12 protein-coding genes are annotated in these 14,391 nt (G+C 60.9%); 11 read left to right on the forward strand and 1 reads right to left on the reverse strand.

Translation table 11 applies throughout. The annotated features are described in order from the left end of the window. Positions 1–36: 36 nt before the first annotated feature. From AC1MEA_RS04390 to accC, 4 genes are all read left to right on the forward strand, one after another. A complete protein-coding gene (locus AC1MEA_RS04390) occupies positions 37–1,824 on the forward strand; it encodes a protein-disulfide reductase DsbD (RefSeq protein WP_480916908.1) in 1,788 nt (595 codons plus the stop codon). 126 nt (positions 1,825–1,950) lie between these two features. Then, positions 1,951–2,406 (forward strand): type II 3-dehydroquinate dehydratase, encoded by a 456-nt coding sequence (gene aroQ, locus AC1MEA_RS04395; protein WP_219062524.1) that lies wholly within the window; start codon positions 1,951–1,953, stop codon positions 2,404–2,406. A 24-nt stretch (positions 2,407–2,430) separates the two neighbouring features. Beyond that, positions 2,431–2,886 carry an acetyl-CoA carboxylase biotin carboxyl carrier protein gene (accB, locus tag AC1MEA_RS04400; RefSeq protein ID WP_219062523.1) on the forward strand — a complete coding sequence of 152 codons (456 nt, stop codon included), beginning with the start codon at positions 2,431–2,433 and terminating at the stop codon, positions 2,884–2,886. A 17-nt stretch (positions 2,887–2,903) separates the two neighbouring features. After that, the gene (gene accC / locus AC1MEA_RS04405) at positions 2,904–4,247 is read left to right on the forward strand and encodes an acetyl-CoA carboxylase biotin carboxylase subunit (protein WP_219062522.1); all 1,344 of its coding nucleotides are present in this window, start codon (positions 2,904–2,906) and stop codon (positions 4,245–4,247) included. Between the two features lie 74 nt (positions 4,248–4,321). Here the strand turns inward: accC and AC1MEA_RS04410 are convergent, their stop codons facing one another. Next, positions 4,322–6,220 (reverse strand): sigma-54-dependent Fis family transcriptional regulator, encoded by a 1,899-nt coding sequence (locus AC1MEA_RS04410; RefSeq protein ID WP_480916911.1) that lies wholly within the window; start codon positions 6,218–6,220, stop codon positions 4,322–4,324. Between the two features lie 279 nt (positions 6,221–6,499). Here AC1MEA_RS04410 and AC1MEA_RS04415 point away from each other — a divergent pair, with 279 nt between their 5' ends. The 7 genes from AC1MEA_RS04415 to AC1MEA_RS04445 all read left to right on the forward strand — a co-directional run bounded on the left by AC1MEA_RS04415 (position 6,500) and on the right by AC1MEA_RS04445 (position 14,284). Beyond that, positions 6,500–7,558, forward strand: coding sequence for an ATP-NAD kinase family protein (locus AC1MEA_RS04415; protein WP_480916913.1), 1,059 nt, complete (start codon positions 6,500–6,502; stop codon positions 7,556–7,558). Positions 7,559–7,580: 22 nt separating this feature from the next. Continuing rightward, entirely contained in the window at positions 7,581–8,558 is a 978-nt protein-coding gene (locus tag AC1MEA_RS04420; protein ID WP_219062519.1) for a thiamine pyrophosphate-dependent dehydrogenase E1 component subunit alpha, read from the forward strand. A gap of 35 nt (positions 8,559–8,593) precedes the next feature. Continuing rightward, positions 8,594–9,613: an alpha-ketoacid dehydrogenase subunit beta gene (locus tag AC1MEA_RS04425; protein ID WP_219062518.1), complete on the forward strand. Its 1,020-nt coding sequence runs from the start codon at positions 8,594–8,596 to the stop codon at positions 9,611–9,613. After that, positions 9,610–10,716, forward strand: a complete 1,107-nt coding sequence (locus tag AC1MEA_RS04430) for an acetoin dehydrogenase dihydrolipoyllysine-residue acetyltransferase subunit (protein ID WP_480916916.1) — start codon at positions 9,610–9,612, stop codon at positions 10,714–10,716. Before AC1MEA_RS04425 ends, AC1MEA_RS04430 begins: the two co-directional genes overlap by 4 nt. 97 nt (positions 10,717–10,813) lie before the next feature. Further along, a complete protein-coding gene (locus AC1MEA_RS04435; RefSeq protein ID WP_480918096.1) occupies positions 10,814–11,878 on the forward strand; it encodes a 2,3-butanediol dehydrogenase in 1,065 nt (354 codons plus the stop codon). 156 nt (positions 11,879–12,034) lie between these two features. Then, entirely contained in the window at positions 12,035–12,913 is an 879-nt protein-coding gene (prmA, locus tag AC1MEA_RS04440; RefSeq protein WP_219062515.1) for a 50S ribosomal protein L11 methyltransferase, read from the forward strand. Positions 12,914–12,967: 54 nt separating this feature from the next. Continuing rightward, positions 12,968–14,284 carry a DUF3426 domain-containing protein gene (locus tag AC1MEA_RS04445; protein ID WP_480916918.1) on the forward strand — a complete coding sequence of 439 codons (1,317 nt, stop codon included), beginning with the start codon at positions 12,968–12,970 and terminating at the stop codon, positions 14,282–14,284. The last annotated feature ends 107 nt before the right edge of the window (positions 14,285–14,391 follow it).

Raw genomic sequence — 14,391 nt, forward strand, 5'->3', positions numbered from 1 at the left:
GCTATCATGCGCGGACTTTCGACATGCGAGACCGCTATGCACCGCCTGCTCTGCCTGATGTTATTGATCCTCGCCCTGCCCGCCTCCGGTGCCAGCCTCCTGGACAATCGCCCCAGCACCACACTGGGCGCTGCATCGCTGAACAACAGCGCTGACTTCCTGCCGGTCCGCGAAGCTTTTCGCCTGAGCCTGATAGAAACCACGCCGCAATCGATCAAATTGCGTTTCGTCGCCAGCGAAGGCTATTACCTGTACCGCCATCGCTTTCAGTTCCGCACCGAGCCTGCCGATATCGGCCTGGGCACCGCGCAACTGCCTCAAGGCGAGCAAAAACACGACGAGTACTTTGGCGACGTAGAGGTCTATCACGGCATTCTCGATGTCGACCTGCCACGCACACCCGGCGACAACCGACCGTTCACTCTGGCCGTCACCTATCAAGGCTGTGCCGACAAGGGGTTGTGCTACCCCCCTGAAACCGAGCGCCTGGACATCGGCGACGTTGCGACCGCGAGTACAGGCCTGTCCGCCACACCGCCAACCAAGGGCGCCTGGGGCTGGAAGGAACTGGCGCTATTTTTCCTTGCGGGTATCGGCCTGACATTCACCCCGTGCGTACTGCCGATGCTGCCGATCCTGTCCGGCGTGGTCCTGCGCGGACAGGTCGGCGGGCTGCGCGGGTTCAGCTTGTCGCTGGCCTATGTACTCCCGATGGCAATCTGTTTTTCCCTGCTCGGGGCGTTGATGGGCATGTTCGGCGCCGAGCTGAATTTACAGGCGCGCCTGCAATCAGCCTGGGTGCTGGTGCCTTTTTCGCTGTTCTTCATGATTTTCGCTGCTGCCATGTTTGGGCTGTTCGAGCTGCGCCTGCCGCACTTCATCAGCTTTCACCTGCACCGGGTTGCGGGGCGTACTGAAGGCGGATCGTTATGGGGCGCCGCGGTCCTCGGCGTGGTCTCCAGCCTGCTGGTTTCGCCGTGTGTCTCGGCGCCCCTGGCAGGCGCGCTGCTCTATATCAGTGCCAGCGGCGATGCCCTGGGTGGGGCCTTGAAGCTGTTTGCGCTGGGACTCGGCATGGGCACGCCCTTGCTGTTGGTCGCCACGGGCGGCGCGGCATGGCTGCCTAAAAGCGGCGAGTGGCTGATCTCGGTAAAAAATATCATCGGTGTCTTGCTGCTGGCCGTGGCCATCGGCTTGCTCAGCCGGGTCATCCCGGGTGAGATCACCCTGCTCCTGCTGGGCTTGCTGGGGGCCGGCGTCGCCCTGTTTCTTGGCGCACTGGAGTTCACCTACAAGTCCGGTCCGCAGCGCCTTAATCAGTTGCTTGGCCTGTTTTTGCTGGTCTACGCCGTGGCCTGCTGGTACGGCGCACTGAGCGGCCAAACCGATCCCTTGCGTCCGCTGGGCCGACCACAAGCGGCATTGATGGCCAATGAAGCCGTGGCACCCACCAGCCAATGGCAGACCATCGGCACCGCTGCCGAACTCGACCGCGCCCTGAGCGACGCTAAAAATGCCGGTCGACCGTTGCTGCTGGATTGGTACGCCGACTGGTGCATCAGCTGCAAAGTCATCGAACATGACGTGCTGCCCGATCCCCGCGTGACGAGCAAGCTCACCGGTTATCGCCTGATTCGTTTTGACATGACCGACAGCAACGCAGAACAACGCGCCTTGCTCGACCGCTACAAGCTGTTCGGCCCGCCTGCGCTGCTGTTCTTCGGCAAAAACGGCGCGGAGCTTGCGGACCTTCGGGTGATCGGCGAAATCAATGCGACAGCCTTCGCGGCACGCATCGCCAAGGCAAATGACCAAATTCAATAAACGAGTCATAAACTTCGCGCGAACATCGCTCATCGTGCTGGCTATTGCAGTTAACTGGACAGTCCGCAGGGGTTTACGGCATAGTCGCTGCGCATCGATGCTCGCATACACAATAAGGAACAACAGATGGCGACCTTACTGGTTCTCCACGGACCTAACCTGAACATGCTCGGCACACGTGAACCGGGCCTCTACGGCGCAGTGACCTTGGCGCAGATCAATCAGGATCTGGAAAAACAGGCCCGAGACCGTGGCCATCATCTGATGTACCTGCAAAGTAATGCCGAGTACGAACTGATCGATCGCATTCACGCCGCACGCGATGAAGGCGTGGACTTCATTGTGATCAATCCAGCAGCTTTTACGCACACCAGCGTCGCATTACGTGACGCGCTGCTGGCCGTGAGCATCCCATTCATCGAAGTGCATCTCTCTAACGTGCACAAACGCGAACCTTTCCGCCATCACTCTTACTTCTCGGATGTAGCGGTGGGAGTGATCTGCGGCCTTGGCGCCAGCGGTTACCGACTGGCCCTGGAGGCCGCCCTGGAACAGCTTGAACAACAAGCTATACGCCCCTGACCGACCCTTGGGAGTTGATGATTAATGGATATCCGTAAAGTTAAGAAACTGATCGAACTGCTGGAAGAATCCGGCATCGACGAGCTCGAGATCCGTGAAGGTGAAGAGTCCGTACGCATCAGCCGTCACAGCAAAACCCCTGCTCAACAGTACTACGCACCTGCTCCAATGGCTGCGCCGGTTGCACCTGTTGCTGCCGCGCCCGTTGCCGTTGTTGCAGAAGCACCTGCCGCACCGAAACTCAACGGCACGATCGCTCGTTCGCCGATGGTCGGTACGTTCTACCGCACGCCTGCTCCGACTTCGCCAGCCTTTGTCGAAATCGGCCAGACCGTGAAGAAGGGCGACATCATTTGCATCGTTGAAGCGATGAAAATGATGAACCACATCGAAGCTGAAACCAGCGGTGTGATCGAGTCCATCCTGGTAGAAAACGGTCAGCCGGTTGAGTACGACCAGCCGCTGTTCACCATCGTTTGAACCACGGAGAGCCTGCGATGTTGGAAAAAGTTCTGATCGCCAACCGCGGCGAAATTGCCCTGCGCATCTTGCGTGCCTGTAAAGAACTGGGCATCAAGACCGTCGCCGTACACTCAACGGCAGACCGCGAGTTGATGCACCTGGGCCTGGCAGACGAAACCGTCTGCATCGGCCCTGGACCTGCCAACCTGTCGTATCTGAACGTTCCGGCCATCATCTCGGCTGCCGAGTTGACCGGCGCCACGGCGATTCACCCGGGTTACGGCTTCCTTGCGGAAAACGCCGACTTCGCCGAACAGGTGGAGAAATCCGGTTTCGCCTTTATTGGCCCTACCGCCGAAACCATCCGCCTGATGGGCGACAAGGTTTCTGCCAAGGACGCCATGAAGCGTGCTGGCGTGCCAACGGTTCCAGGTTCTGACGGCCCACTGCCTGAAGACGAAGAAACCGCGCTGCGCATCGGTCGCGAAGTCGGTTACCCCGTGATCATCAAAGCCGCTGGCGGCGGCGGTGGTCGTGGTATGCGCGAAGTGCACCGCGAAGAAGACCTGATCGAAGCGGCGAAGCAGACCCGTGCCGAAGCGGCAGCCTGGTTCAGCAACCCGATGGTCTATCTGGAAAAATTCCTGACCAACCCACGTCACGTGGAAGTTCAGGTGTTGTCCGACGGCCAGGGTCACGCGATCCACTTGGGCGACCGTGATTGCTCGCTTCAACGTCGGCACCAGAAGGTGCTTGAAGAAGCACCGGCACCGGGCATCGACGAAAAGGCACGCCAGGAAGTTCTAGCGCGCTGCGTCAAGGCCTGCATCGACATCGGTTACCGTGGTGCCGGCACGTTCGAGTTCCTTTACGAAGACGGCCACTTCTACTTCATCGAGATGAACACTCGGGTTCAAGTAGAGCATCCAGTATCGGAAATGGTCACTGGCATCGACATCGTCAAGGAGATGCTCAGCATCGCCGCCGGCAACAAACTCTCGTATACCCAGGATGACGTGGTCATTCGCGGGCATGCACTGGAGTGCCGGATCAATGCCGAAGACCCGAAAACGTTCATTCCGAGCCCTGGACTGGTCAAGCATTTCCATGCGCCAGGCGGTAATGGCGTACGGGTCGACTCGCACCTCTACAGTGGCTACAAAGTACCGCCGAACTACGACTCGTTGATCGGCAAGCTGATCACGTGGGGCGCAACCCGTGACGAAGCCATGGCGCGCATGCGCAATGCTCTGGACGAGATTGTGGTAGACGGAATCAAAACCAACATCCCGCTGCACCGTGACCTGGTTCGTGATGAAGGCTTCTGCAAAGGCGGAGTCAACATCCACTACCTGGAACACAAATTGGCGAACGAATAACGGTCTCCGTTACTCGAGCCACTCGCAGCACCTGAAAAAGACCCTCGCCTCACGGCAAGGGTCTTTTTTTTGCCCTAAATGCGCCTTTTACCCGGCATCTCAATGCCGTGCAGATTCACCCGCCGGTACAACGTCGCCCGCGATATCCCCAGCGACCGGGCGGCGTCACCGGGTTTCCAGCGATGACGGATGAGCGCATCCAGTAATAGCTGGCGTTGCGGGCTGACGCGTTCCTCAACCGAATGGGTCAACGAACCCTCGGTACCGGATGCCCCACGGACATCTTCCGGCAGATCACTCAACTGGACAGTCATGCCTGCGGACACCGCACAGGCGTAACGCAAGACATAGCGCAATTGGCGGACATTGCCCGGCCACGCGTAGCTGAGCAGGCATTCCAGTGCCGACGTACTCAAACCCGTCCGCCCGCCGCACAAACGCGCTTCTTCTTCGAACAGTCGATTGAGCAACACCAGACGGTCGCTGCGCTCGCGCAAAGGCGGCAACTGGAATCGCGCGCCGCTGAGGCGGAAATACAAATCCTCGCGAAAGCTGCCATCCGCCACCATCGCCGCAAGGTTGCGGTGTGTTGCACAGATCACTTGAATATCCACCGTTTGCCGCCGCGCACCGCCCAAGGGGGCGACCTCGCCTTCGGCCATGACCCGCAGCAGACGGGTCTGCAAACTCAAGGGCATGTCGCCGATCTCATCAAGGAACAACGTGCCACCGTCAGCCTGCTGCAACAGCCCGCGCATGCCCTTGCTCGACGCTCCCGTGAACGCACCGGCGACGTAGCCGAACAACTCGCTCTCGATCAGGCTTTCCGGAATAGCCGCACAGTTGAGGGCGACAAACGGCCCGCTGCGCCTGGCGCTGATGTCATGCAACTGCCGGGCAAACACCTCTTTGCCTGAGCCGGTCTCACCCTGAATCAGGACCGGCAAGTTGCAATCCTTGACCCGGACCGCCAACTGCAAACTCTGGGCAATGCGCGGATCGAGTTGGGCGGCGGGGCTTTCCTCTGTTGGCACAGCTCGAATCGGGTGCTGCCTGCGGGGCGCACTGAGTCGCACATGCAATTCACCGTCATCGCCTCCCCAGCGCAGCAGTTGCGGCGTTTCATCCGTTACCGCCTGCAAAGCATCAGGGCCGAATACCTCGTTGATGTGCTCTGGCAGACGACCAAAACGCTGACGCAACGCCTGTCGCGCCATGCTGTTGAGGGCCAGCAAGCGGCCGTCGTTATCCAGCGCCAGCAGGTAATCGGGCTGACTGTCGACATACCCCGGCGCGCTGTGTGCACGTAATAACCAATGCCCCTGAGCGCTGTGCATGAAGAACGCATTTTCTATAACGCGGGCACTCTGCACGACCATCTGTCGGATCAAATGCTGGCTGCGCCGATCATCCGGCGATTGCAGCGCCGAAACGTCCAGCACGCCGAGCAGTTCACCTAGGGGATCGAACACCGGCGCGGCGGAGCAGGTCAACCCGATGAAGGCCGCCCGAAAGTGATCACGCTTATGAACCGTCACCGGCGCCTTGCCCGTGAGCACAGCGGCGACCCCGCAGGTCCCTTCCTCGCCTTCCGACCAGCAGGTTCCCAGGTATAAACCGGCCTTGCGGCAATCGTTGCGGATGCCCGACTCGACCCGATAGTCGATGGTCTGGCCCTGCGCATCGGTCAGCAGCACACAATAATCGGCTTCGCGAACCCGTCCGTGCAGCCTCGCGACTTCCTCGCCGGCAATTCGCAAGAACAGGTCGGCACGCTCGCGGCATTCCTTGAGGACAGTGTGAGAAAGGATGCGCGGACCTTGCTGCGAGGCAGGGTCCAAATGGTATTGGTCCATCGAGCGTCGCCAGGAATCGAGAATCAAATCCGGCACGGGGGCTTGTGGCAGGCGACCGGCGTGCCTCAGCACGCGGCTGACGCAGTCCACATGAGCTTTGGAGTGTGCGGCAAACATGGCCTGTCCACCTCTGGGCGTATTGTTGTTATGCGCGTTATTAAGCGCCGTTTGCCTGCACACGACAACCCTTCCTGCGAGCGGGCCGTCGTTGAGACGGAGCGTCTCAGCGTCTCGCTCAAACCCCCGACCATCTGCAACCACGCGTCTCGATCAGCCCCTCCGACAAGCACTCGACGCTGTTGCACGAAGCGCTCTAAACCGGCCATCTACGGCCCTATCAACCGGGTTGGCACCGGCCTTGCTCTGACACAGACAAACAATAATCAGAGGTGTGCCATGACTGAACCCGCGCTGACCGTGGGGATCATCGCCAACCCGGCGTCGGGTCGCGATGTGCGCCGCCTGACGGCCAATGCCGGCGTTTATTCGAGTACCGAGAAGGCCTCCGTGGTCCAGCGCCTGCTCGGTGCTTTCGGCGCCACCGGCATCCAGCACGTGCTGCTGGCGCCCGACATGACAGGCATTGCCGCTGCGGTACTCAAAGCCAGCCAAGGACGTAACGCCCGTGAAAGCCACTGGCCACGCCTGACCTTTCTCGACATGCCCCTGCGCCAGACCGTCGAAGACACACGCCTGGCCGCACGAATGATGGCCGAACAAGGGGTCGCACTGATCGCTGTGTTGGGCGGCGACGGAACGCACAAGGCAGTTGCCGCCGAAGTCGGTGACATTCCTCTGCTGACACTCTCGACCGGTACCAACAACGCCTTCCCTGAACCGCGTGAAGCCACCAGTGCCGGGCTGGCCGGAGGGCTCTGCGCAAGCGGACGTATTCCTGCCGGGATCGGCCTGCGGCGCAACAAACGTTTGCTGGTTCGCGAGCAAGCTCGGGGCATTTGTGAATGGGCGTTGGTCGATGTCGCGGTCTCGTCGCAACCCTTCATCGGTGCCCGTGCGCTCTGCCACGCCGAAGACTTGGCGGAAGTCTTCGTGACGTTTGCCGAGCCCCATGCCATTGGCCTTTCGGCACTCTGCGGATTGTGGTGCCCAGTCTCGCGCCAATCACCGCTGGGCGCCTGGGTCCGCCTGGACCCTAACGCCGACAATGCCGTGCTGGTGCCGCTGGCGCCAGGTTTGCTCCAGGGCTGCGCCATCAGTGCCAGCGGCTCGATGCAACCTGGAGTGGCTTATTCACTCAGCCGGGCCAGCGGCACCCTGGCCCTGGACGGCGAACGTGAAATCGAGTTCAGCGCCCACGACCACCCCACCGTCACCCTCGACCCTTACGGCCCGATCAGCATCGATGTCGAAGCCGTTTTGGCCTACGCCGCGCTCCATCGCCTGCTGGCGATAGGTCGCGAGCACCCGCAACACCCCGCAAACCTTCCGTGTTGAGACAACCCAGGAGAACAACAAGATGTCCACTCACCTGTCCCATGAGCAACTGTTGCACGCCTACAAAGTGATGCGCACGATCCGCGTCTTCGAAGAGCGCCTGCACGTCGAATTCGCCACCGGCGAGATCCCCGGCTTCGTCCATTTGTATGCCGGGGAGGAAGCCTCGGCCGCTGGCGTCATGGCCCACCTTACCGACGATGACTGCATCGCTTCCACCCACCGCGGCCACGGCCATTGCATCGCCAAGGGGGTCGATGTGTACGGCATGATGGCCGAGATCTACGGCAAGAAAACCGGGGTCTGCGGCGGCAAGGGCGGTTCGATGCACATCGCCGACCTGGAGAAAGGCATGCTCGGCGCCAACGGCATCGTCGGCGCCGGCGCACCGCTGGCTGCAGGTGCCGCCCTGGCCGCCAAGCTCAAAGGCACACAAGGTGTCGCGGTGGCCTTCTTTGGCGATGGCGGTTCAAACGAGGGGGCGGTTTTCGAAGCCATGAACCTCGCGTCGATCTGGAACCTGCCCTGCCTGTTCATCGCCGAAAACAATGGTTACGCCGAAGCAACGGCGTCCGTGTGGTCGGTCGCCAGTGACCATATCGCCGACCGCGCAGCCGGTTTCGGCATGCCCGGCGTGACGGTAGACGGCTTCGACTTCTTCGCTGTCCACGAAGCGGCGGGCGCCGCTGTCGCTCGGGCCCGAGCCGGTGAAGGGCCGTCACTGATCGAGATGAAACTCACCCGCTACTACGGCCACTTCGAAGGTGATGCACAAACCTACCGCGCGCCCGACGAGATCAAGAACTTTCGGGACACCCGTGACTGCCTCATGCAGTTCCGCGAACGCAGCCTGAATGCAGGGCTACTGAAAGTCGCTCAACTCGACCAGATCGACCAAGACGTCGAGCACCTGATCGAAGACGCCGTACGCCGGGCCAAGTCCGACCCTAAACCCCAGGCAAGCGACCTGCTGACCGACGTGTACGTGTCCTATCCCTGAGCCGACCTCAAAACAAGAACAACAGGAGAATTATCATGGCGAGAAAAATCAGCTATCAGCAGGCGATCAACGAAGCGCTTGCCCAGGAAATGCGCCGCGACCCCACCGTATTCATCATGGGTGAAGACGTCGCGGGCGGCGCAGGAGCACCCGGCGAGCAGGATGCCTGGGGCGGCGTACTCGGGGTCACCAAGGGACTTTATCACCAGTTTCCCGGGCGGGTTCTGGACACGCCACTGTCCGAACTGGGGTATGTCGGTGCAGCCATAGGCGCCGCCACCCAAGGCGTGCGGCCGGTGTGCGAGCTGATGTTCGTCGATTTCGCGGGCTGCTGCCTGGATCAGATCCTCAACCAGGCGGCCAAATTTCGCTACATGTTCGGTGGCAAGGCCGTCACCCCGGTGGTGATCCGCACCATGTATGGCGCCGGCTTGCGGGCAGCCGCCCAGCACTCGCAAATGCTCACCTCCCTGTGGACCCACATTCCCGGCCTGAAAGTGGTGTGCCCGTCCTCGCCCTATGACGCCAAGGGCTTGCTGATCCAGGCCATTCGCGACAACGACCCGGTGATTTTCTGCGAGCACAAAATGCTTTACAGCATGCAGGGTGAAGTCCCGGAAGAGCTGTACACCGTGCCGTTTGGCGAAGCCAATTTCTTGCGCGAAGGCGATGACGTGACCCTCGTGACCTACGGTCGCATGGTCCATCTGGCGCTGGAGGCGGCAAACAACCTCGCACGTCAGGGCATTGCCTGTGAAGTCCTGGACTTGCGCACCACCAGCCCGCTGGACCTGGACAGCATCCTCGAAAGTGTAGAGAAAACCGGCCGTCTGGTGGTGATCGACGAAGCTAACCCACGCTGTTCGATGGCCACCGACATCTCGGCACTGGTCGCTCAGAAAGCGTTTTTCGCTCTCAAAGCACCGATTGAAATGGTCACCGCGCCGCACACCCCTGTGCCTTTCTCCGACGCGCTGGAGGACCTCTACATTCCTACCGCCGCAAAAATCGAAGCGGCCGTGCATAAAATTTGCGAAGGGAGGAAGGTTGCATGAGCCAGATTCATACGCTGACCATGCCCAAATGGGGCCTGTCGATGACCGAAGGGCGCGTCGACACGTGGCTCAAGGAGGAAGGCGAGCGCATAGAGAAAGGCGATCAGGTGCTCGATGTCGAAACCGACAAAATTTCCAGCAGCGTCGAAACCCCTTTTTCTGGCGTGTTGCGACGCCGGATAGCGCAACAGGATGAAACCCTGTCAGTGGGCGCCCTGCTCGCCATCGTCGTCGAGGGGGATGCCAGCGATGACGAGGTCGACGCGGTGATCGAACGCTTCCAGGCCGAGTTCGTCCCCGGTGGCGATGCTGATGAAGACAGCGGTCCGGCGCCGCAGAAAATTCAGCTCGAGGGCCGCACGCTGCGCTTTTTCGACCGTGGCGAAGGCGCCAGTCCGCTGGTGTTGATTCACGGTTTCGGCGGAGATTTAAACAACTGGCTGTTCAACCACGACGCACTCGCCGCCGGGCGTCGCGTTATCGCGCTCGATCTGCCAGGGCATGGCGAGTCGGGCAAAACCCTGCAACGCGGCGATCTGGACGAGCTGAGCCAGACCGTCCTGAGCTTGCTCGATCATCTGGACATAGAGTCCGCACACTTGGCCGGCCATTCGATGGGGGGCGCCGTCGCACTCAACGCCGCCCGCCTCGCACCGGATCGAGTCCGCTCACTGACCTTGATCGCCAGCGCAGGCCTGGGCTCGCAGATCAATGGCGAGTACTTGCAGGGCTTCGTCGACGCCGCCAACCGCAACGCCTTGAAGCCCCAACTGGTGCAGCTGTTTTCCGACCCGGCGCTGGTGAATCGGCAAATGCTTGAAGACATGCTCAAGTTCAAACGCCTGGAAGGGGTCGATGCGGCCCTACGCCTGCTGACCACCCAATTGTTTGCGGGCGGACAGCAGCACACCGACCTGCGTTCAGTCGTCGCGCAGCAGCCGAGCCTGGTGATCTGGGGCGCCAATGACGCCATCATCCCTGCCGCTCACGCCGAGGGGCTCAGTGCGCAGGTCGAAGTGTTGGCGGGTCAAGGCCACATGGTGCAGATGGAAGCGGCGGAGCAGGTCAACCGCCTGATCCTCGGCTTCCTGCAGGGCCAATAAAATCAGAGGCTCTGGCCTGCCCGACGCTCGCCGGAGCTTCCACACTGTTGTGAGGAGATAACACACGATGAGCACTCCATTGAAAAGCACCGCCAGCATGCGCGCAGCAGTCTGGCATGGACGCCACGATATCCGCGTAGAAGACGTGCCACTGCCCTCCGACCCGCCTGCCGACTGGGTGCAGATTCGCGTGGACTGGTGTGGCATCTGCGGTTCGGACCTGCATGAATACGTCGCCGGACCGGTGTTCATTCCGGTAGACGCTCCGCACCCGATGACCGGCATTCAGGGCCAATGCATTCTGGGCCATGAGTTCTGCGGCGAAATCACCAAGCTCGGCGCTAACGTCCAGGGTTTTGCCGTGGGTGACCTGATCACCGCTGATGCCTGCCAGCATTGCGGCACTTGTTATTACTGCACCCATGGCCTTTACAACATCTGTGAACGACTGGCGTTTACCGGCCTGATGAACAACGGCGCCTTCGCTGAGTGGGTCAATGTGCCTGCCAACCTTCTGTACAAATTGCCAGCAGGCTTCCCCAAAGAGGCCGGGGCGCTGATCGAGCCTCTGGCGGTGGGCATGCACGCGGTCAAGAAGGCGGGCAGCCTGCACGGGCAAACCGTGGTAGTCGTCGGGGCTGGCACCATCGGCCTGTGCACCATCATGTGCGCCAAAGCGGCAGGTGCCGCGCAGGTCATCGCCCTGGAAATGTCGTCGGCGCGCAAGGCCAAGGCGCTGGAAGTGGGCGCCACCCGGGTCTTCGATCCTTCCGAGTGCGACGCGCTTGCGGAAATCCGTGCAGTCACCCAGGGCTTGGGCGCCGATGTGAGCTTCGAATGTATCGGCAATAAACACACGGCCAAGCTCGCCATCGATGTGATCCGCAAAGCCGGCAAATGCGTGCTGGTGGGTATTTTCGAGGAACCGAGCCAATTCAACTTCTTCGACCTGGTGTCCACCGAAAAGCAGGTCATGGGCTCTTTGGCCTACAACGGCGAGTTCGCCGACGTCATCGCCCTTATCGCCGACGGCAGCCTGGACATAACGCCGCTGGTCACCGGGCGGATTGGCCTGGAGGACATTGTCAGTCGCGGGTTTGAGGAACTGGTCAACAACAAAGAACACAACGTCAAAATCATTGTGTCGCCCAGCCATACCTGATCTGTCATGCCAGAAAAAGCCAGCCTTTGGCTCTTCCCCTCAAAGCCGCTTAGCCGCGGCTTTGTTGTTTTTTGCCCTTCGCCTTCGCGCTCAAGTAAACTTGCGCGCTTCTCGCAGCTGCTTGCTGCACATCGTCATTTTTCAAAGGTGCCCGCCATGCCTTGGCTGCAAGTCCGTCTCGCCATCAGCCCAGAACAAGCCGAAACCTACGAAGACGCTTTTCTTGAAGTGGGCGCCGTGTCCGTAACCTTCATGGACGCCGAAGATCAGCCGATTTTCGAGCCGGAACTCAACACCACGCCGCTGTGGTCGCACACCCACTTGCTGGCGCTGTTCGAAGCCGATACCAACGCCGATCAGGTGCTGGCCCACCTGCAATTGCTCACCGGTGCAGAACTGCCGGAACACATGAGCGAAGTCATCGAAGACCAGGACTGGGAACGCAGCTGGATGGACAACTTCCATCCCATGCGTTTTGGTCAGCGCCTGTGGATCGTCCCGAGCTGGCACGCGGCACCCGAGCCGGGTGCGGTCAACCTGCTGCTCGATCCGGGCCTGGCCTTCGGCACCGGCACGCACCCCACTACAGCGCTGTGCCTGGAATGGCTCGACGGTCAGGACCTGAAAGACTGCAGCGTGCTGGACTTCGGTTGCGGCTCCGGGATTCTGGCGATTGCGGCGCTGTTGCTGGGCGCCAAACAAGCCGTCGGCACCGACATTGACTACCAGGCGCTTGATGCCTCGCGCGACAACGCAGACCGCAACGCTATCGCCCCCGAGCGTTTCACCCTGTACCTGCCGGAAGACTTGCCGCAAGAAAAAGCCGACGTGTTGGTCGCCAATATCCTGGCCGGCCCCTTGGTGTCGTTGGCACCCACCCTGGCAAGCCTGGTCAAAACCGGTGGTCGCCTGGCGTTATCAGGCATCCTCGCTGAACAAGGCGAAGAAGTGGCCGCGGCTTACGCCGACACGTTCGACCTGGATCCTATCGCCAATCGTGATGGCTGGGTCCGTATCACAGGTCGTCGCCGTTAACCGCTATTTGAAACCATGGACTAAGATGAGCGCCTGCCTAAACCGGATAGCCGCATGACCGACAGTTTCGTTACTCAGTGTCCGCACTGCCAGACCAGTTTCCGCGTCAGCCATGCCCAATTGAGCGTGGCCCGGGGCGTGGTCCGGTGCGGCTCCTGCCTGCAGGTCTTCAATGCGGCGAAGCAACTGCTCGAACAACGGTCAGGCAAGTCGCCCGCAGAAACTCAAGCGCCTCTTCCCGCCCCACCCGTCATCCCGCCCGAGCCTGTGGTCATACAGGCTGAAGCACCGGTCAAGCCCGCCCAACCGTGGAAGGCCAGCGCAATTGAGCTCGACAGCCTTGATCTGGACGACCTCGACCTGGACGAAGAGCTCGCCCGGCTTGAGCAACGGGAAATCCAGCTGCCTGAAACGTTCGGGCGCGAAGGCCATTCCAGGCATGACGACTCGGCACTGAGCGCACGTCGCGACAGCGCCGAGATAGAAAACGAGCAGTGGGTCGACAGCCTGCTCAACGACGATGCGCAAGAACACCTCCACGTTGAAGCCAGCGCCGCGCCCGAGACCAACGAAACGCCTGAACCGACTTCACACCACCGTACCGAGCCTTCGTTGTCACTCGACAGCGCGGCACTGGACGACGAACCCGAGGCGCAGGGACCACGCCTGAGCGAAAGCCAGAGCGCCCCTCTGCCCAAAGAAAACCCCGAGCGCTTGTCGGCCATCGACGACGAACCGGACACCCTCGAAGAATCGCAAGAGCGTCAGGAGCCAAAGCTCAAACGCGGTCGCAGTGAACCCGGCCTGCTCGATGAGGGGGCGCGAGACAAGCCACTGCTGGATCTCACCGACGACCCGCTGCAACTCGACTGGCAGAAGCCCAAGCCTCGCTGGGGTCGGCGCTTTTTCTGGGGATTGCTGATTGTGCTTGCGAGCGCTGCATTGGCCGGCCAATACATTTGGTATCACTTCGACGAACTGGCGCGCCAGGACCAATACCGTCCATGGTTCCAGCAGGTCTGTCCGCAAATCGGCTGCACAGTGCCGTCAAAAGTCGATATCAAGCTGCTCAAGAGCAGCAATCTGGTGGTGCGCAGCCATCCCGACTTCAAGGGTGCACTGGTGGTTGACGCAATCATCTATAACCGGGCGTCCTTTTCTCAGCCGTTTCCGCTGCTGGAGTTGCGCTTCGCCGATCCCAACGGCCAGTTGATCGCCAGTCGTCGATTCAAACCCAGCGAATACCTGAGCGGCGAGATGGCAGGCAAAGCTGAAATGCCACCCCAAACGCCGATCCACATCGCATTGGACATCCTCGATCCAGGGACCAAAGCTGTGAACTACAGCTTGAGCTTCCGCTCTCCCGAGTAAACGCACGCGGACCGGAGAGCCCGGCCTGCCAGCAGCGCTTCAGCAAGCGCTCCGGTAAAAAAGGCCGATAGCCTCAAGCCTGAGCATGAAGCGACCAGCCTTCCGGG

This window comes from Pseudomonas sp. ASL8 (assembly GCF_056680355.1).